General features: G+C 54.7%; 16 protein-coding genes and 1 other RNA gene. 9 read left to right on the top strand and 8 right to left on the bottom strand.

Annotated features, from left to right (window positions below; genetic code table 11):
- Positions 1 to 8: 8 nt before the first annotated feature.
- Positions 9 to 425 (bottom strand): 1,4-dihydroxy-2-naphthoyl-CoA hydrolase, encoded by a 417-nt coding sequence (menI, locus tag Q3A88_RS04395; protein ID WP_010276356.1) that lies wholly within the window; start codon positions 423 to 425, stop codon positions 9 to 11.
- Complete coding sequence (locus Q3A88_RS04390; RefSeq protein WP_317177480.1) at positions 425 to 3,478, bottom strand: FAD-binding and (Fe-S)-binding domain-containing protein; 3,054 nt, start codon at positions 3,476 to 3,478, stop codon at positions 425 to 427. Before Q3A88_RS04390 ends, menI begins: the two co-directional genes overlap by 1 nt.
- Positions 3,479 to 3,773: 295 nt before the next feature.
- Here Q3A88_RS04390 and ydiK point away from each other — a divergent pair, with 295 nt between their 5' ends.
- The 3 genes from ydiK to apbE all read left to right on the top strand — a co-directional run bounded on the left by ydiK (position 3,774) and on the right by apbE (position 6,434).
- Positions 3,774 to 4,883: an AI-2E family transporter YdiK gene (gene ydiK, locus Q3A88_RS04385; RefSeq protein ID WP_317177479.1), complete on the top strand. Its 1,110-nt coding sequence runs from the start codon at positions 3,774 to 3,776 to the stop codon at positions 4,881 to 4,883.
- Positions 4,884 to 5,184: 301 nt separating this feature from the next.
- An RNA gene (rprA, locus tag Q3A88_RS04380) (antisense sRNA RprA) lies at positions 5,185 to 5,296 on the top strand.
- Positions 5,297 to 5,387: 91 nt separating this feature from the next.
- Positions 5,388 to 6,434, top strand: coding sequence for an FAD:protein FMN transferase ApbE (apbE, locus tag Q3A88_RS04375; protein ID WP_039467903.1), 1,047 nt, complete (start codon positions 5,388 to 5,390; stop codon positions 6,432 to 6,434).
- Between the two features lie 172 nt (positions 6,435 to 6,606).
- Here the strand turns inward: apbE and ppsA are convergent, their stop codons facing one another.
- Complete coding sequence (gene ppsA / locus Q3A88_RS04370) at positions 6,607 to 8,985, bottom strand: phosphoenolpyruvate synthase (RefSeq protein ID WP_110164004.1); 2,379 nt, start codon at positions 8,983 to 8,985, stop codon at positions 6,607 to 6,609.
- A gap of 300 nt (positions 8,986 to 9,285) precedes the next feature.
- On the opposite strand from ppsA, the gene Q3A88_RS04365 reads away from it, so the two are divergent.
- The 6 genes from Q3A88_RS04365 (at position 9,286) to Q3A88_RS04340 (ending at position 15,226) form a co-directional block, all read left to right on the top strand.
- Positions 9,286 to 10,107, top strand: coding sequence for a pyruvate, water dikinase regulatory protein (locus Q3A88_RS04365; protein WP_010276338.1), 822 nt, complete (start codon positions 9,286 to 9,288; stop codon positions 10,105 to 10,107).
- Positions 10,108 to 10,310: 203 nt separating this feature from the next.
- A complete protein-coding gene (locus Q3A88_RS04360) occupies positions 10,311 to 11,357 on the top strand; it encodes a 3-deoxy-7-phosphoheptulonate synthase (RefSeq protein WP_014915803.1) in 1,047 nt (348 codons plus the stop codon).
- A 213-nt stretch (positions 11,358 to 11,570) separates the two neighbouring features.
- A complete protein-coding gene (locus Q3A88_RS04355) occupies positions 11,571 to 12,620 on the top strand; it encodes a hemin-degrading factor (RefSeq protein WP_039314327.1) in 1,050 nt (349 codons plus the stop codon).
- A complete protein-coding gene (locus Q3A88_RS04350; protein WP_317177478.1) occupies positions 12,617 to 13,435 on the top strand; it encodes a hemin ABC transporter substrate-binding protein in 819 nt (272 codons plus the stop codon). The genes Q3A88_RS04355 and Q3A88_RS04350 overlap by 4 nt, the downstream gene beginning before the upstream one ends.
- A complete protein-coding gene (locus Q3A88_RS04345) occupies positions 13,432 to 14,436 on the top strand; it encodes an iron ABC transporter permease (RefSeq protein ID WP_317177477.1) in 1,005 nt (334 codons plus the stop codon). Before Q3A88_RS04350 ends, Q3A88_RS04345 begins: the two co-directional genes overlap by 4 nt.
- Positions 14,429 to 15,226, top strand: a complete 798-nt coding sequence (locus tag Q3A88_RS04340) for a heme ABC transporter ATP-binding protein (RefSeq protein WP_010276313.1) — start codon at positions 14,429 to 14,431, stop codon at positions 15,224 to 15,226. Before Q3A88_RS04345 ends, Q3A88_RS04340 begins: the two co-directional genes overlap by 8 nt.
- Before the next feature lie 19 nt (positions 15,227 to 15,245).
- Here the strand turns inward: Q3A88_RS04340 and Q3A88_RS04335 are convergent, their stop codons facing one another.
- From Q3A88_RS04335 to Q3A88_RS04315, 5 genes are all read right to left on the bottom strand, one after another.
- Complete coding sequence (locus Q3A88_RS04335; RefSeq protein ID WP_317177476.1) at positions 15,246 to 16,697, bottom strand: protein adenylyltransferase SelO; 1,452 nt, start codon at positions 16,695 to 16,697, stop codon at positions 15,246 to 15,248.
- A gap of 176 nt (positions 16,698 to 16,873) precedes the next feature.
- On the bottom strand, positions 16,874 to 17,890 hold the full coding sequence (locus tag Q3A88_RS04330) for a lipoate--protein ligase A (protein WP_317177475.1): 1,017 nt from the start codon (positions 17,888 to 17,890) through the stop codon (positions 16,874 to 16,876).
- A gap of 47 nt (positions 17,891 to 17,937) precedes the next feature.
- The gene (locus Q3A88_RS04325) at positions 17,938 to 18,414 is read right to left on the bottom strand and encodes a C40 family peptidase (protein ID WP_219605997.1); all 477 of its coding nucleotides are present in this window, start codon (positions 18,412 to 18,414) and stop codon (positions 17,938 to 17,940) included.
- Between the two features lie 144 nt (positions 18,415 to 18,558).
- The gene (gene btuD, locus Q3A88_RS04320; RefSeq protein WP_317177474.1) at positions 18,559 to 19,335 is read right to left on the bottom strand and encodes a vitamin B12 ABC transporter ATP-binding protein BtuD; all 777 of its coding nucleotides are present in this window, start codon (positions 19,333 to 19,335) and stop codon (positions 18,559 to 18,561) included.
- A complete protein-coding gene (locus tag Q3A88_RS04315; protein ID WP_110164010.1) occupies positions 19,336 to 19,887 on the bottom strand; it encodes a glutathione peroxidase in 552 nt (183 codons plus the stop codon).
- Positions 19,888 to 19,920: the final 33 nt, after the last annotated feature.

Here is a 19,920-nt window from a genome sequence, read left to right as displayed (position 1 = left end):
CTTCATGTTTACGGCGTAATGACGGATGTCGTCAGACGTGAAATGCAGCACAGGCGATTCTGATTATCAAAAATCTCAATCTGCCATACCTGGCTACGGCGGCCAACGTGAAGCGCCCGGCATACGCCCCGTACTTCCCCTTCACGCACGGCTCGCAGATGGTTGGCATTGATTTCAAGCCCCACCACCTGCTGATCGCCTTCAGAACACAGATAGCCCGCGACGGAACCCAGCGATTCCGCCAGCACAACGGAGGCACCGCCGTGCAATAAGCCAAATGGCTGACGCGTGCGAGAATCCACTGGCATCACCGCTTCCAGATAATCTTCCGCAATATGGGTATAGCGGATACCGACATGACCCACCATACACGTTTGGCTCGGTTCGTTAAGCTGCTCAAGCGTAACCTGTCGTTTCCATAGCATCAGATAATCTCCAGCAAGGCCTGTAGCGGATGGCGCAATGCGCTGCCTTCCATGCGTTTCACCTGACTGCGACACGAATAGCCGGTAGTCAGGCAGCGTTTCTGCGGTAACTTCTGCAACACCTGCTGCCAGGACAGCGCATAGATTCCCTGCGAGTTGGCAAGGTTCTTGGTTTCATGCCCGTAGGTTCCCGCCATGCCGCAGCAGCCGACGCTGACATTCTCCAGTTTGGCACCAAAGCGCGAGAAAATGTCGGACCACTGTTTCGTGCTGATCGGCAGCGCCGTGGTTTCCGTACAGTGCCCCAGCAGATACCAGGATTCGCCAGTGGCAGGCTGCGGCGTGCTGTCTGCCAATGCCGTCACCAGCCATTCATGCACCAGTTGCACCTGAAAATCACCACGCTTCTCGCCCAAAATTTCACGGTATTCGTCGCGATAGCACAACACCAGCGCCGGATCGACGCCCACCATCGGCATCCCTAATTTAGCGACGCGGTTCAGGAAATCTGCCGTCTTCGAGGCCGTTTTGGCAAAGCGTTGCAGGAAGCCTTTAATGTGTTGTGCCTTCCCGTTCGGCGAGAACGGCAACAGGACTGGCTTCAGCTTGAGTTTTTCGATCAGATGGACGAAATCAGCCACCACTTGCGCATCGTAATAGCTGGTAAACGGATCCTGCACGATTAACACATACTGCTGGCGCGCCGCTTCCGGCAACTGTTCCAGCTGTTCCAGCGTGGTGTTGACGACGCTATGTCCGGCAAACTGCTGGCGCAGCGACGGCGATGACAGCAGAGGCAAATCGACCATGCCGATCTGGCTGCGGCTCAGGTTATTCAGCAGCGGCATTTTCAGGAAGAAGTTAAACGTCTTCGGGCTGCGCGCCATCAGCGGCGCATAGCTTTCGACACCGGCGACCAGATAGTCACGCACCGGACGCAGATAGCGCGTGTGATAAAGTTGCAGGAAGCGAGAGCGGAAACCGGGCACGTCAATCTTGATAGGGCACTGCGTTGAGCACGCTTTACACGCCAGACAGCCAGACATCGCGTCTTTGACCTCGTGAGAGAAATCATAATCGCCTTGCTTCGCCTGCCAGGTATTGCGGGTCTTCTGGATAAAGGCGCGCAGGCTCAGCTTCTGCTGCGGCAACGCGTTCTCCAGCGCGACGGGATCGACGCCCTGCTCCGCCAGCAGGCGTAACCATTCACGCACCAGCGTCGCACGGCCTTTCGGGGAATGAATACGGTTGCCGCTGATTTTCATCGACGGGCACATTGGGCTACGGGCATCAAAGTTAAAGCACAGACCATTACCGTTACATTCCATCGCGCCACGGAACGCCGTACGCACCGTCAGCGGGATCGTCCGATCGTACGTGCCGCGCTTGACCGCATCGACTTTCATCATCGGCGCATCCACGTCCAGCGGCGCACAAATCTTCCCGGGATTAAGTCGGTTATCAGGGTCGAACGCGGCCTTAATGCGACGCAGCTCGGCATACAGTTCCGGCCCAAAGAATTCGGGGCTATACTCAGCGCGGAAGCCTTTCCCGTGCTCTCCCCACAGCAGACCGCCATATTTGGCCGTCAGCGCGACAATCTGGTCGGAAAGCTGTTTCATCAGCATTTCCTGTTGCGGGTCGCACATATCCAGCGCCGGACGAACGTGCAGCACTCCGGCGTCAACGTGGCCAAACATGCCGTACGTCAGGTTGTGGCTGTCTAACAGCGCACGGAACTCTTCGATGTAATCGGCCAGATGCTGTGGTGGCACGCAGGTATCTTCCGCAAACGGAATGGGCTTCGCCTGCCCTTTGCTGTTGCCCAGCAGCCCGACGGCTTTTTTCCGCATGGCATAAATACGCTCGATGCCGGACAGGTCGTTACAGGTTTGGTAACCAATTACTCCGCCTTCTCCGTTTGCCAGCAGCGTATCCAGCCGCTGACAAAGCGCGTCGACCTGCCCATTAATCAGTGCTTCATCATCACCTGCGAATTCAACGATATTCAGGCCGAGCATTTCCTGATTAGGCACATCGGTAATCAGTTCGCTAACGGAATGCCAGACGATATCTTCGCGGGCAAGGTTTAAGACTTTGGAATCCACGGTTTCAACGGACAACGCCTTCGCTTCCACCATGAACGGCGCATTGCGCAACGCGGAGTTGAAGGAGTCGTATTTGATATTGACCAGACGGCGGCTCTTCGGCAGCGGCGTGATATCAAGCTTCGCTTCGGTAATAAACGCCAGCGTGCCTTCCGCCCCGGTCAGAATACGCGTCAGGTCAAAGGTACGGAGATCGTCACTGAATACATGGCGCAGGTCATAACCCGTCAGAAAACGATTCAGCTTAGGGAACTTGTCGATAATCAACGCACGCTGTTCGCGACAGCGGTGCAGCACCGTATGGTAAATACGGCCAATGGCGGAATCTTCTAACGCCAGTTTCTCTGCCAGCTCTACCTGCATAGCCTGCGTATCCAGCATTTCGCCGCCCAGCAGGACCGCACGTAGCCCCAGCACATGGTCTGAGGTTTTGCCGTACACCAGCGAACCTTGCCCTGAGGCATCGGTATTGATCATGCCGCCCAGCGTCGCCCGGTTACTGGTCGAGAGCTCGGGTGCGAAGAAGTAACCATAAGACTTCAGGTACTGGTTAAGCTGATCTTTAATGACGCCCGCTTCGACGCGCACCCAGCCTTGCTCAGGATTGATCTCCAGAATGCGGTTCATATAACGCGACATATCGACCACGATGCCGCGATTCAGCGCCTGCCCGTTCGTTCCTGTCCCGCCACCGCGTGGAGTAAAGGTCAGCCCTGAAAAACGCGCCTCGCCCGCCAGCCGCGAGAGGATCGCGACATCGGCGGTTGAACGGGGGAAGACCACCGCATCCGGCAAAAGTTGATAGATGCTGTTATCCGTTGCCATCGTCAGACGATCGGCATAATTAGTCGCCGTATCGCCCGTGAATCCATTTTTCTTCAATGCTTCCAGAAAATTAAGCACCGGCTGGACCAGCCCGGGAGATTGCGTGATCTGTGGGATCATTATTTTTTGACCCTGTCCGTACATGATGTGTTTGCCAATATGTCGTGATATGCCTGTGAAGAGCCCGATATAGCCGCTCTGTCATCGGGGACATCACGTTTTATCACATTTCGCAATCGTGTGCGCTCCCGGATCGGCAAAAACATACAGCGTGTTGGCTAATGGCCGTTTCACCAACAAAATGTTCAATAGGCTGTCAAAACCCCCGGAAATATCTCATGATGACGGATGACTACATGGTTTCACCCAAGCGACCTCGCCTACGCCCTTTCTTTTGCTATTGAGGAATGATTCATTGAGCAAATATTCCCAGCCACCACGATTTGATCTGGCCAGAATCCTGTTCAGTCTGGTGTTTATTACCATCATGATTATTGCCTGTTTTTGGGTGGTACAGCCTTTTATTCTGGGATTCGCCTGGGCGTGTATGGTGGTTATTGCCACCTGGCCGATGCTGATTAAATTTCAGGTGCTATTATGGGGGAGACGTTCTCTGGCCGTGCTCGTGATGACGCTGCTGCTCATCCTGCTATTTATTGTCCCGATTGCCGTTCTTGTCAGTAGCGTTGTGGAGAACAGTTCGGCGCTAATGAGTTGGGGAGCCAGACAGGAAAACTTTTCGCCGCCAACGCTGGAGTGGCTGACGTCCATTCCTTTAGTCGGTGAGAAATTGTTCAACAGCTGGCAGGCGCTGTTACAAAGCGGCGGCAGCGGTTTGTTCGCCAAGGTGCAACCCTATTTTGGTAAAACCGCAACCTGGCTGGTTGCACAGGCGGCGCATGTTGGGCGTTTTCTGATGCACTGTTCCCTGATGCTTATTTTCAGCGCCCTGCTCTATTACAAGGGTGAAGCCGTCGCGAAGGCTGTGCGGCATTTCGCTATCCGGCTGGGACAGGAACGCGGCGACGCCGCGGTGATTCTGGCCGCGCAGTCAATTCGCGCCGTCGCGCTCGGCGTGGTGGTAACGGCCATCGTGCAATCGGTATTAGGCGGAGTGGGGCTGGGGCTGTCTGGGATTCCTTACACCACGCTATTAACCGTTCTGATGTTTCTGTGTTGCCTGGCACAGTTAGGGCCGCTTCCGGTACTGATTCCTGCCATTATTTGGCTGTATTGGACGGGCGATAACACCTGGGGCACCATTTTGCTGGTCTGGAGCTGCGTCGTTGGCACCATCGATAACGTTATCCGCCCGGTATTAATCAAAATGGGTGCCGATCTTCCTATGTTGCTGATTCTTTCCGGCGTGATTGGCGGCTTGCTGGCGTTTGGCATGATAGGGATATTTATTGGCCCGGTCGTTCTCGCCGTTTCCTATCGTTTGCTGTTTGCCTGGATGCGTGAAATCCCCGAACCGCAAAACATCCTCTCCGTTAATACATCTAATACGCCAGATAAAGAGTAAGACCGACAGTCACCGTTTTCTCTTCCCGTGGGCGGTACGCCGCCCACGCATTCCCTCTCTCGGCATCGCTTCTTCGGTATTATTTTTCGGCGCTATCATTCCCTTACTTTTTCAATAGGTAAAAATAGCTAATGATTAACCCTCTATTCTTAGGGATTAGTCCTAAAAATTTTGATATCATTTCTCTAATGCATCAATATTATTGACAATACAAAAACTCTGAGAGGCCAATCCTTAAAAGATAATTAACTATTAGGATGATTCTTAATGACTGAATAGGGCATAATCCATAGGATAAATACCGGAGCTAGTATTAACCTACTGTTTGTCAATGAGGTTTCCTCCTCGTCAGAGTTAGTAACGAATTGCTGTGTGTAGTCTTTGCCCATCCCCTGAGATGGGCCTTTTTTTTCCTTTCATTTGTCTTCCATTCAATTACGCTTCATCCCTTTTTTGTTACTCTCCTGTCTGCCTACCCTCAGTTCAGTTTTTCAGGAGTTTTTCATGATGCCTCTTGCCGCGAAGAGATTGCTACTCTGTGGCTTATTCAGCCTTCTGACAGCCTGCGATAATCCAACGCCGACGACACAGCGCCCTTTGTTGACCATTGAAGGCAAAACCATGGGGACGTTTTACAGCGTAAAAATTAGCGGCGACATCACCGAAGACAAACAGCAGTTACAACGGGAAATCGATGTTCTGCTCGAACAGGCCAATAACGAGATTTCCACCTACCGTGACGATTCAGTCCTGTCGCGTTTTAATCAGTACCGAGGGACGGATCCCCAGCCCATCAGCAATGGCATGGCGGATATCATTCTGGCCGCGCTGCGTATCGGTAAAGCCACACACGGTGCGATGGATATCACCGTCGGTCCGTTGGTGAATCTCTGGGGGTTCGGCCCGCAGAAGCAGCCTACGCGGGTTCCCAGCCAGCAGCAGATCGATGTAGCGCGGCAAAATGTCGGGCTGCGTCATCTGAAGCTGATCGGTGACGAAAAAGGGGAATGGATTCAGAAAGATCTCCCGGATTTGTATGTCGATCTCTCCACGCTGGGCGAAGGGTACGGCGCAGACGTTCTCGCGCAGTTAATGACGCGTAAAGGGATCACCAATTATCTGGTTTCCGTCGGTGGCGCGGTGTCCAGTCGTGGGGTGAACGCTGAAGGAACACCGTGGCGCGTGGCGATACAGAAACCCACCGATCAGGAAAATGCCGCACAGGCGGCGGTGAATTTGCAGGGGTATGCGATCAGTACTTCCGGCAGCTATCGGAATTATTTTGAAGAGGACAGCAAGCGCTATTCTCACGTTATCGATCCCGAGACGGGCAGACCCATTACTCATCAGCTGGTTTCTGCGACCGTGATTGCACCGACTGCGCTGGAAGCGGATGGCTGGGATACCGGTTTGATGGTGTTGGGAACAGAGAAGGCGTTGAAACTGGCAGAACAGCAGGGGCTAGCGGTTTATCTGATTACCAAAACGGATAAGGGCTTTAGCGCAGTGATGACGCCACAGTTTAAATCCTTCCTGATTGCGGCACCGTAAGAAACGCCAAGGCCAACGGCAACCCCATCGCGATGAGATCGAGATACACGGGGCGACCACGAAGTGAGGCATCCCTGCGGGAACCTCATCTCCGTGTTTCCCCTAAAATCTGACATCGTCGGTTACCATGACGCCCGGCAGTCACCGGGCGTCATAGCATTCACCGTACTAATTACTTGTGCTCAGCCAGATTCAACCAGGTTTGCACCACAGTATCTGGGTTAAGCGACAGGCTATCGATGCCCTGCTCCATCAGCCAGAGCGCGAAATCTTCGTGATCTGACGGGCCCTGACCGCAAATACCGACGTATTTACCCTGTTTCTTGGCGGCCTTGATCGCCATCGACAGCAGCGCCTTCACCGCATCGTTACGTTCATCAAACAGCGACGATACCACGCCAGAGTCGCGATCCAAGCCCAGCGCCAGCTGCGTCATGTCGTTTGAGCCGATAGAGAAGCCATCAAAGTGTTGCAGGAATTCATCGGCCAACAGCGCGTTGGACGGAATTTCGCACATCATGATGATTTTCAGGCCGTCTTCGCCACGGCGCAGACCTTGATTCGCCAGTTCAGCCACCACCGCTTCCGCTTGTGCCACGGTACGAACGAACGGGATCATGATCTCGACGTTCTTCAGCCCCATCACGTTACGCACGCGTTTGACTGCTTCACATTCCAGCGCAAAACAGGCTTTGAAGTCCGGCGACACGTAACGACCCGCACCGCGGAAGCCCAGCATCGGGTTCTCTTCTTCCGGCTCATAACGCTCGCCACCGACCAGATTGGCGTACTCGTTGGATTTAAAATCGGACAGGCGGACGATCACGCGCTTCGGCGAGAATGCGGCTGCCAGCGTCGCGATTCCTTCCGTCAGACGACCGACGTAGAACTCCACCGGATCGTCGAAGCCCTGCATCAGCGTCTTGATCTCACGTTGCACCTCAGGGGCTTGCTGGTCGAATTCCAGCAGCGCACGCGGGTGCACGCCAATCATGCGGTTGATGATGAATTCCAGACGCGCCAGACCGACGCCATCGTTTGGCAGGCAGGCAAAATCAAACGCGCGGTCAGGGTTGCCCACGTTCATCATGATTTTCAGCGGCAGTGTCGGCATTTCATCAATCTGTGAACTCTTCACGGAGAAGTCCAGCAGATCCTGATACACGTAGCCCGTGTCGCCTTCCGCACAGGAGACAGTCACTTTCTGCCCCTTGCGTAAATGCTCGGTCGCATCACCGCAGCCTACGACGGCCGGAATGCCCAGTTCGCGGGCGATAATCGCCGCGTGACAGGTACGACCGCCGCGATTGGTGACAATCGCCGCCGCTTTCTTCATGATCGGTTCCCAGTCCGGGTCGGTCATGTCGGTCACCAGCACATCGCCTGCATTGATCAGGTGCATCTCGCTGATGTCCTGAATCACTTTCACTTCGCCCGCGCCAATGCGGTGGCCGATCGCACGGCCTTCCACCAGCACCGTACCGCTGGCCGGCAGGTGGTAACGCTCCATCACCTGACCATTGGAACGAACCGTTTCCGGGCGCGCCTGCACAATATAAAGCTTGCCGGTGTGGCCATCTTTCGCCCACTCGATGTCCATCGGACGACCGTAGTGTTTCTCAATCAGTAGAGCCTGACTCGCCAGTGCCTGCACTTCATCATCCGTCAGGCTGAAACGCGTCGTTTGTTCTGCCGGCACATCTTCAATCCGCACCTGCTTGCCATGTTCCTGGCTCGCGGCATACACCATACGGATTTTTTTCGATCCCATATTACGGCGCACAATCGCAGGTTTGTTGTTCTGCAATGTCGGCTTGTGAACATAGAACTCGTCAGGGTTCACAGCCCCCTGCACCACCATTTCACCCAAACCGTAAGCCGACGTAATGAACACCACCTGATCAAAACCGGATTCGGTATCAATGGTAAACATCACGCCCGCAGAGGCCAGATCGGACCGCACCATGCGCTGCACGCCCGCTGACAGCGCCACGCCACGGTGGTCATACCCCTGATGTACGCGATAGGAGATCGCACGATCGTTAAACAGCGATGCAAATACGTGCTTCACAGCCACCATCACCGCATCAATGCCCTGCACATTCAGGAAGGTTTCCTGCTGACCGGCAAAGGACGCATCCGGCATATCTTCTGCCGTAGCGGAAGAACGCACGGCAAACGAGGCGTCTTTCTCACCGTCGGCCAGTTGCTGGTAGGCGTCACTGATTGCCTTCTCCAGCTCGGGCTGGAATGGCGTATCAATAATCCACTGGCGGATCTGCGTACCGGCGCTCGCCAGTTGACTCAGATCGTCAATGTCGGTGCGATCGAGCAGCTCATAAATGCGCTGGTTAATCCCGCTTTGATTAAGAAAATCATTAAACGCCTGCGCCGTTGTCGCAAAGCCGTTGGGAACGGCTACGCCCAATTCTGAAAGGTTGGTGATCATTTCACCCAGAGAGGCATTCTTGCCTCCCACCCTTTCAACGTCGTGCATACCGAGCTGGTTATACCAAAGGACATTACGCAAATCAGGGCCGTTATTGGACATCGAAAATAATCCTTTCTGCATACAATTAGGGTATGGAAGAGTTCGGTTGAGAATCGCCTCAACGCAATCAGGTTAGCATAGCGTTTTGATGAACATGGACAGGTGAATCGATCAACCTATGAAAAAAAACTGATTTCACGGCGAATGATTGCTTAACGCGGTAAAAATCCAATATCGTATAAGATTAGTATTCTTTATCATGAAGATAATGAAATAGCGTTTTAATAAAAGTATTCTTGAAAAGCAATTTTTGACGAGGTTAACGTGTTCGAGTTGTCGGAAATATCAACAGGGGGTTATGTGGAAAGAAGCGTATTTTATGTCTCGGACGGTACGGCCATTACGGCAGAAGTGCTGGGCCATGCGGTGCTGTCCCAGTTCCCCGTGAACACGGTTAGCTATACCTTACCTTTCGTGGAAAGTGAAGCGCGCGCCAAAGCCGTGTGCGAGCAAATCAATACGTTGTATCAGCAAACCGGTGTGCGTCCGCTGGTATTTTACTCCATCGTCACACCGACCGTACGTAACATTATTACCAGCAGCGAAGGGTTTTGCCAGGACATCGTACAGGCGCTGGTTGCCCCCTTGCAGGAAGAATTGAACACGCCGCCGACACCGATTGCCAATCGCACTCACGGTTTGACGGCCAATAACCTGAGCAAATACGACGCCCGTATCGCCGCCATCGACTATACGCTAGCGCACGATGACGGCATCTCGCTACGCAACCTCGATCAGGCACAGGTTATTCTGCTGGGCGTGTCGCGCTGCGGTAAAACGCCGACCAGCCTGTATCTGGCGATGCAATTCGGCATTCGCGCCGCCAACTATCCTTTTATTGCCGATGATATGGATAACCTGCGCCTGCCCGACGCGTTGAAACCTTTCCAACACAAGCTATTCGGGCTCACCATTGATGCCGAACGGCTGGCGGCCATTCGGGAAGAGCGCCGGGGCAACAGCCGCTATGCGTCGCTGCGCCAGTGCCGCATGGAACTCAGTGAAGTGGAAGCGCTATTTCGCAAACACCAGATTAAATATCTCAATACCACTAATTATTCCGTTGAGGAAATTTCCGCCAAAATCATCGACATTCTCGGCATGAGTCGAAGAATGTACTAGTACATGATAGATTTTTTATCCTGATGCGGTTGTAATGTGCGCCAGTTCGTTTATTGTGTGCTCCATCACTTCCCGGCATTTCGCCGCTGCGAAGCAACCTTTTAGTCGGAAACATAGCCTGAAAACGCTGCCTGAACACACAGTTATGTCCATACATCTCGGTGACGGCAGGTTTTCGGCTTGACCGTATTCAGAGATAAAACATGCTGCAAACAGATGAACTGCGGAGCGCGCGCATCGAGAGTCTGGTTACGCCTCAAACGTTACTTGCCAGACTCCCAATTACCCCTGCCGTTGCCGAAAATGTCACCTCGTCACGCCAAAAAATTGAAGCCATTCTAACTGGTCAAGATCCCCGCCTGCTCGTCGTGGTTGGCCCTTGTTCGATCCATGACACCGACAGCGCGTTAGATTATGCACGCCGTCTGGCTGCGCTACGCACGCAGTATCAGGATCGACTGGAAATCGTCATGCGCACCTATTTTGAAAAACCGCGCACGGTGGTGGGTTGGAAGGGACTCATCTCCGATCCCGCCCTCAATGGAACGTTTCAGGTGAATGAAGGGCTGGAAATTGCGCGCCGCCTGCTGCTGGACGTCAATCAGCTTGGCTTGCCGACCGCGACAGAATTCCTCGATATGGTCACCGGCCAATATATTGCCGATTTGATTAGCTGGGGGGCGATAGGTGCGAGAACCACCGAAAGCCAGATCCACCGGGAAATGGCTTCTGCGCTGTCCTGCCCTGTCGGCTTCAAGAACGGGACGGACGGTAATACACGCATCGCCGTCGATGCCATTCGTGCCGCTCGCGCCCAGCACATGTTTCTCTCGCCGGATAAGCAGGGCTTCATGTCGGTCTATAAAACGCAGGGCAACCCGTTCGGCCACATTATTATGCGTGGCGGGAAAAAACCGAACTACCACGCGGAAGATATCGCTGCGGCCTGCGCTCACCTGCGTGAATTCTCTCTGCCCGAACATCTGGTGATCGATTTCAGTCATGCCAACTGTCAGAAACAACATCGCCGCCAGCTCGACGTAGCCGATGATATCTGCCAGCAAATTCGCACCGGTTCACGCGCCATCGCGGGCATCATGGCGGAAAGTTTCTTAATCGAAGGCAATCAGCCGGCGATCAATCCTCTGGCATTGACGTATGGACAATCCATTACCGATCCTTGCCTGAGCTGGCAGGACACCGAAACGCTGCTGGCTCGTCTGGCGGACGCCGTCGACAGTCGTTTTTAATTCGATATACGCTGGCACACTCACCTTCTCCGGTCGTGTGCCAGCGGTTTTCCCGCCGCTTATCCCACACTCTCGCAGCACGTAAATACCTCTTACGATTCCTCTTATTCCACTTATTAAGAAAACTTCACTTGAGGTTGCGTTTTTGTTACATGAAAATGATTCTCATTCATTGCTATGATTAATACGACAACGATTAAGGGAACGAACGAGATGCAGACGTCCATTTACCAACAATACCTCCAGGCGAAAGTTGAACATCCGCGTAAATACGCCCGCGATTTGGCTGCGCAACTCGGCATCAGCGAAGCGGAACTGACCCACGCCCGTGTCGGACACGATGCGCAGCGCCTGCAAGGTGATGCCAAAGTTTGGTTAAGCGCACTGGAGCAGGTTGGTAATACCAAGTCGATCACACGTAACGAATACGCCGTGCATGAGCATACCGGTTACTATCAGAACCAGACGCTGGATGGACATGCCGGTCTTATCCTCAACCCGCGCGAGCTGGATCTGCGTTTGTTCCTTTCTCAGTGGGCCTCCGCCTTTGCGCTGCGTGAAAATACCGCACGCGGTGAGCGTCAGAGCATTCAATTTTTCGATCATCAGGGTGATGCCATTCTGAAGGTCTACACGACCGACACCACGGACATGGCCGCCTGGCAGCTATTTGTTGAGAAATTTACCAGCAGCGAAAATCCAGCCTTGGCACTTCGTCCAGCAAACAGCGCGCCAGTTGAGCAGGTCGTTGCCCATAATCCTCAGCTTGAAGCGGAATGGCGTGCGATGACGGACGTGCATGATTTCTTCATTCTGCTCAAGCGCCATAACCTGACGCGCCAGCAGGCGTTTAACTCGGTCGCTGACGATTTGGCTTACCGTGTAGAGAACGATGCGCTGTCGCAGATTCTGTTTGCCGCGCGTGAAGATCAGAACGAGATCATGGTATTCGTCGGTAACCGTGGCTGTGTGCAAATCTTCACCGGTACGCTTGAGCGTGTAGAGCGTATGGAGCAACATGCAGAGTGGATTAACATCTTTAATAAAGATTTCACCCTGCACCTGATCGAAGGCGCGATCGCTGAAAGCTGGATCACGCGTAAACCAACAGCCGACGGCATTGTGACCAGCCTCGAACTCTATGCAGCAGACGGCTCTCAAATTGCACAACTCTTTGGGCAACGTACCGAAGGCACGCCGGAACAGCAGCAGTGGCGCGACCAGATCGATGCCCTGAAACCGTACAAGGATCTCGCCGCATGAAAAACTGGCTATTCCCCCTGCTATTGACACTCCCGCTGGGTGTGTCTGCTGCCGAGCGTATCGTTTCTATCGGCGGCGACGTCACGGAAATCATCTATGCGCTGGGCGCGGAGAAAGATCTGGTTGCGCGTGATAGCACCAGTCTGCACCCGGAAGCCGTGAAGAAACTGCCTGACGTGGGCTACATGCGCCACCTCAATGCGGAAGGTATTCTGGCCATGAAACCGTCTCTGGTTCTCGCCAGCGATCTGTCACAGCCATCACTCATCCTGCAGCAGGTGGCGGACAGCGGCACAAAAGTGGTTCATGTCACCGCCGAGCCATCGCTGGATGCGGTGCCGAAGAAAATCGGGGCCATCGCTCAGACGCTAGGGAAAGACGCAGAAGGTAAAAAACTGACGGAAACCTATCAGCAGCAACTGGCGGCAGTCAAAACCTCACCGCTGCCGGTTAACGTGCTGTTCGTTCTCAGCCACGGCGGCATGACCGCACTGGCTGCGGGTAAAAATAGCCCGCCAGACACGATTATCCGCAGTGCCGGATTAAAAAATGCCATGCAAAACGTTGAGCGCTACCAGCCATTGTCACAGGAAGGCGTGATTGCCAGTGCGCCGGATCTGATTCTGATATCCAGTCAGGGGCTAAAAACGTTGGGTGGTGAAGCACAGGTCTGGAAATTACCCGGTTTGGCATTGACGCCTGCGGGTAAAAACAAGCGCCTGTTAGTGGTCGATGACATGGCGATACTGGGCTTCACGCTCGAAACGCCAGCGCTGATGGCAACGCTGCGTCAGACAGCCGAAGCGATCAAATGACGTCACGCTTTCACCCGCGCACGTGGTTGATCGCACTGCTGTTACTGATGGTGGCACTGATGGTCGGTGCCGCCAACATGGGCGCGCTGACCCTATCGCTCAAGATGTTATGGAAAACGCCGCTTGACGATCCAATCTGGCATATCTGGTTGAATATCCGCGTACCCCGTGTGCTGCTGGCGATCCTCGTCGGCGGCGCGTTGGCTTGCTCTGGCGCGATTATGCAGGGGTTATTTCGCAATCCGCTCGCTGATCCCGGCCTGCTTGGGATCAGCAGCGGTGCCGCACTCTGCGTCGCGCTAACCATTGTGCTGCCGCTTGGCCTTCCTCCACTGCTGGCGCTTTACAGCCCGATGTTTGCCGCTTTCGCGGGTAGCCTGGCAATTACGGCGATTATTTTCATCCTCAGCCGCTCCGAACAGGGTGGATTAACGCGATTATTGCTGGCAGGCATCGCGCTCAATGCACTGTGCCTTGCCCTCATCGGCGTGTTGACCTACATCAGTACCGATCAGCAACTGCGCCAGTTCTCACTGTGGGGAATGGGGAGCCTTGGACAGGCACAGTGGCCCATGCTGCTGGTTGCCAGCACGTTGGTCATCCCTGCCACAATCGCCACGTTATACTACGCGCACCGTCTGAACGTGTTGCAATTAGGGGACGAAGAGGCGCACTACCTTGGTGTTAATGTGAAACGCACCAAGTACACGCTACTGCTGCTCAGTTCGCTGTTGGTTGGCGTAGCAGTGGCGGTCAGCGGCGTGATCGGATTTATCGGGCTTATCATTCCACACCTGATGCGCATGCATCTGGGTGCCGACCATCGCTGGCTCATTCCCGGTTCTATCCTCGGTGGTGCCTGTCTGCTGTTGTTTGCCGATACGCTGGCGCGTACGCTGCTTTCTCCGGCAGAAATGCCCGTTGGGTTGTTAAGCAGCCTGATTGGCGGACCGTATTTCTTATGGCTGATCGTTCAGCATAAAGGGCGGGGCAATGACTGACTCAGCACACGATCGGACGTTAGTCGCACGCCATCTGCGCTTTCAGGCCAACGGCCGTTATCTGACGGACGACGTTTCTCTGGAACTCCACAGTGGGGAAATCGTCGCAATCATCGGCCCTAACGGCGCAGGGAAGTCTACCCTGCTCCGCTTATTGACCGGTTATTTAACGCCAGATGAAGGCGAGTGCCTGTTAGCCGGACAGCCTTTCTCACACTGGCAACCCGGCGCGCTCGCCAAAACGCGTGCGGTGATGCGCCAGCATAGCGGCATGGCGTTTGCGTTTAGCGTGCGGGATGTTGTTGCGATGGGGCGTTCCCCCCACGGTCGCTACCCGAAAAATGACGATGTGATTCAGCAGGTCATGGCGCAAACGGGCTGTCTGGAACTGGCGACGCGCGACTATCGTCAGCTTTCCGGCGGGGAACAGCAGCGCGTGCAACTGGCTCGTGTGCTGGCACAGCTGTGGCATCCAGAACCGACGCCGGGCTGGTTGTTCCTTGATGAACCCACGTCGGCGCTGGATCTGTATCATCAACAGCACCTCTTGCGGCTGCTCAAGCAGCTTACGCGCGAACAGCCGTTATCCGTATGCTGCGTTCTGCACGACCTGAATCTGGCGGCGTTGTATGCCGACCGCATTCTGCTCTTGCACGAAGGGAAGCTGGTCGCACAAGGCACGCCTGCACAGGTGTTACAGGCAGACACATTGACCCACTGGTATCGCGCCGATCTCAGCGTCGGTTCACACCCTGACTACACCATTCCGCAGGTTTATCTGCGGCAATAGCCAAGTCCCCTGCTCCGGCTCAGCTGGAGCAGGAAATTTCCAGATGTTTGCCCCACTCTGGCGGTAACGCCGCCAAGTCGTTCTTCTCCGGCTGTTCGTCAAACGGTTGGCACAGCGTCTGATGCAGACGCGCCAGCACGCTGATGTCGTCGTTTTCCGCCCGTTCAATCGCCATTTGCGCCAGATAATTACGCAGAATATATTTCGGGTTCGTCGCATTCATCAGCCGACGGCGTTCCTCATCGCCCTGTTCTTCCTGCATCAGCCTCTGGCGGTAGGTCGCAAACCAGCTATCGAACGCTGTCCTGTCGATGAACTCATCACGGAGTGGCGAGCGCGATGCCTGCTTTTCGCTATCGGCCAGCAGGCGGAACGTGCGGGTGTAATCGCTGCCTTCCTGCTGCATCAGGCGCAACAGCCCGACCAGCACGTCATTATCTTCCGCGCTCGCGGTAAACAAGCCCAGCTTGGCGCGCATCAGCGTGCCATAGTGCTGCATCAGCGCCGGTTCATAGCGGGCAAGCGCGCGCTCCAGCGTGTCAGTGTCCATCAGCCCCGACAGCGCCTGCGCCAGACGATGTAGATTCCACAGTCCCACGGCGGGCTGATTGTCAAACGCGTAGCGCCCGCGATGGTCGGAGTGATTGCAAATGAAACCGGGTTGATACGCATCTAAAAAACCATAAGGGCCGTAATCGATGGTCAGTCCCAGAATCGACATGTTGTCCGTATTCATTACACCGTGCGCAAACCCGACAGCCTGCCAATGTGTAATCAGTCGAGCGGTGCGTTCTACTACATCGCCGAACCACAGTTCATAGCGCCGCTCGTCGTTCTCCCACTGCGGCCAGTGGCGAGCGATCACATACTCCGCCAGCTGACGTACTTTTTCCGGCTCACGGCGATAGTAGAAATGCTCAAAATGACCGAAGCGCACATGGCTTTCCGCCACGCGCAGCAGCATTGCGCCCTTTTCTTCCTGCTCACGCTGCACCGGATGTGTGCTGGTGACAATCGTCAGCGCCCGCGTGGAGGGAATCCCCAGATGATGCATGGCTTCCGAGGCCAGAAATTCACGTATCGCCGAGCGCAGCACGGCGCGACCGTCTCCCATGCGCGAATACGGCGTCAGCCCCGCACCTTTGAGATGCCAGTCCATACTGCGGCCATCCGGCAGCTGTTGTTCTCCCAGCAGGATGCCGCGCCCGTCCCCCAGTTGACCAGCCCACATGCCAAACTGATGGCCGCTATAAACCTGCGCCAGCGGCTCCATTCCCGGCAGCAAACGTTCGCCGCTCCAGACAGCATTATGTTCTGGCGTAAACCAGTCGGAAGACAGCCCAAGCTCCGCGGCCAATCCCTCGCTGTGATAAAGCAGGCGAGCGCCATGCAGCGGCGTAGGCTGCAGCGCGGTGTAGAACCCCGGCAACTGGTGAAAATAGTGATTATTGAATAACGGTGTTTGCTGCATCCTGTCTCCCTAATACCACTCTGTTCAAGTGAAGAGAGCCACGCGCTCATCACACAACGACTCATGGGTAAGCAGAAAGTGTAGAGGGATGGTAATGAAATTAACACGGAGGAAACGCAGGGGTATTATTTCCCTTACGTTTCCTTGTCATCGATGCGTTGAGAAAAACAGGACGTCTAACGCAAACTCTGCGCCAGCCAAGCGGCCAGTTCCTGCAATTCATTTTGCTGTTCGGGGAAAGCGGTAGTCAGTGCCTGACACGCTGCCGCCAAGGCTTCTGGACGATATGCCGTTCCCTGCAAGGCGGAGGCAAGTGCTTCTAACGGTGCGGGGTTCAGGCTATCGGTATAAATCTGCGCGCGGACGATCACGCCGCGTTCCACATCAAAATGTAATTCAACCCCGCCCCAGGTAAAGCGGTTATCAAGTAAATGCGAGAAATCCGGAGCCTGACCGAAGTTCCATTCCCAGCTACTTTGACGCGCAAACTGTTCGCTGAATCCCGGCAAATCTGGGTAGGCGGAAGGCGAGATGATTTCTGGTTCGCACTGTTCGCCAAAATAATCAAAGAAGGCCTGCGTCACCGCCTGACTAATAACCTGATGATCGACAGAAGGTAGCAATTCCACCAGATTGGCGACACGGGAACGCACGGACGTAATCCCTTTTGCCTGTAGCTTCTTAACATCCGGGTTCAAATAGTCCGCTAAGCGGCTGAGATCGGCGTTCAGCAGCAGCGTGCCGTGATGGAACCCACGATCTTTGGTTTCGCGATAGGCAGAACCGGACACCTTGCGCACGCCGTCCACGGTTTCGACCACCAGATCGTTACGGCCCGAGGCGCTAGCCTTTAACCCCAGCGAACTAAGCGCATCCAGAACAATCTGCGTTGAAACACTTTTATCGTATTCCGGCTTACCCGCCATGAAGGTAAAGCAGGTATTGCCAAGATCGTGGAACACCGCCCCACCGCCGCTGCTGCGCCGTGCCAGCTTGATGCCATCCTCTTCCATCCGCCGCGTATTGCACTCTTTCCACGGGTTTTGGGCTCGACCAATAACCACGGTTTCCGCATTGCGCCACAAAAATAGCACTCGCTGCGTGGTGGGCATCTGGCGAAAGATGCACTCCTCAACGGCCAGATTAAACCAGGGATCGTAAGAGTCAGAGATGAGTAAACGCAGAGAGGACATAAGCGGATAGCTCCATGCTGTCAACAAAACACAATAAGGGAGGAAAATTAGATGCGGCGGGCCTGCCAGTACGCCCGTTTCCAGTACACGTTATCCAGCGACGAGCGGATTACGCCCTGACTGGTGGAGGCATGAATAAACTGGTCGTCTTTATCATAAATGCCGACGTGCAACCCACTGCTACCGCTGCCGGTTTTGAAAAAGACCAAATCACCGGGTAACAGGTTTTCACGGTCAACGCGTTCACCCAGTTCGGTTTGTGCTTCCGTGGTGCGCGGCAACTGCATGCCAAACCTATCGCGGAACGTCAGGTAGACGAAGCCGGAACAATCGACACCGTTACGATCCAGCCCGCCATAGCGATACGGCGTTCTGTACCATTGCCCCAGTTGATCGTTTAGCTGCACCATCACCATAATCGAATCGCTCAGACGGGCATTCGGCGGCGGATTATTATGCCGACTACTGCTACAGCCGACCAAAATCAGGCTGGCGAGGATCAAAGCGTGTCGTAAACGTATCATGCGCGATTACCATAAAACCGCCGAGGCCATAGTCCTCTAGCGTTTGAAAATGCTAGGTATTGGATTAATTTAGCGTTTAATCGGGGTAGCTGGCAAGTAAAGGCGATTTTTCCTATTTTCTGACGACGCCATTTTCTCACAGCGCTAGGCGCTGCGCGTGATTATCCAGTTTCTGCCATCAACCACGTGCCGCTGAAACGCGACACCAAATACAGGAGACAGAACCTCCGGCAGCATGACCTCCGCCGTCTCGCCTTGCGCCACCAGAGTGCCTTCTGACAACAGCCACACGCGATCCGCATGATGGGCGCTGTGGTTCAGATCGTGTGCGCAAACCATGACGGCGATACCCAAACGACAGAGTTCATTCAGTAACGCATCCAGTGCCACCTGCTGAGCCACATCTAAGCTGTTGGTCGGTTCGTCCAGCAGCAGCAAACGCGCATGCGGATTGATCGTCGGCCAAATCTGCAACAGTGCCGCCACCAGCCGAACGCGCTGCCACTCGCCTCCCGACAGCTGAGTGAGCGGGCGCGCCAGCTTATCGGTTAACATCAGACGTTCCGCCAGAAAATGCACTACCTTTTCGACCGCGTCTTCCTGAGCCAGCGGCGGTTGATGCCGTTGCCAGTACTGAAATACCGGCATCAGCGCCAGCGGCGGTTGTTGCTGTGCCAGATAGGCGCGTCGCACAGCCAGATCCGCTGCCGTATACTGCGACAGCGGCGTGCCGGCCAGATAGACCTCGCCTTCTCCCACCAGCAAACCCGCGGCTCTTGCCAGCAACGTGCTCTTTCCGGCCCCGTTCGGGCCGATGATATGCAGCAGCTCACCGCGACGGCACTCCGCATTCGTCGGCGACAAACGCGGCGAGGCACCTGCCTGCCGCAGCTGCAATACCGGGGAAGTCTGCTGCGTCACTTATTTTGCCAGCGCCTCTTCGATCGCTTTCACGATGGTGTCATGGTCAGGTGCCATATCCGGCGCAAAACGATCAATCACACGTCCTTCACGATCCACCAGGAATTTTTCGAAATTCCACAGAATATCTTCCGGATTTTTAGGCTTACGGCCTTTATTGACCAAACGCGCAAAAAAGTCACTTTTCCAGGTCCCGTTGGCTTCCGGCTGCTCGCGAATCAACCGTTGGTACAGCGGGTGACGGTTCTCGCCATTGACTTCAATCTTGCTGAACATCGGGAACTGCACGCCAAACGTCCCACGGCAGAATTCCTGAATTTCTGCTTCCGAGCCCGGCTCCTGTCCTGCAAATTCATTGGAGGGGAATCCCAGCACGACCAGACCTTTGTCGCGATAAGTTTCGTAGAGCTTTTCCAACGCATCGTATTGTTTAGTCAGGCCGCATTGAGAGGCGACGTTAACGACTAAAGCCACCTGCCCTTTAAACGCCTCAAACGTTGTCGCTTTCCCATCAATGGTGGTCAGCGGAATAGCATAGATTTCAGTGCTCATCGTTTTGCTCCCTTCAGTGATAAAACAAGAATT

It is taken from the genome of Pectobacterium sp. HCp5_1 (assembly GCF_032905925.1).
Classification (GTDB): domain Bacteria; phylum Pseudomonadota; class Gammaproteobacteria; order Enterobacterales; family Enterobacteriaceae; genus Pectobacterium; species Pectobacterium brasiliense_A.
Note: the sequence above shows the minus strand (reverse complement) of the source record. Positions and strands in the feature narration are given on the sequence as shown.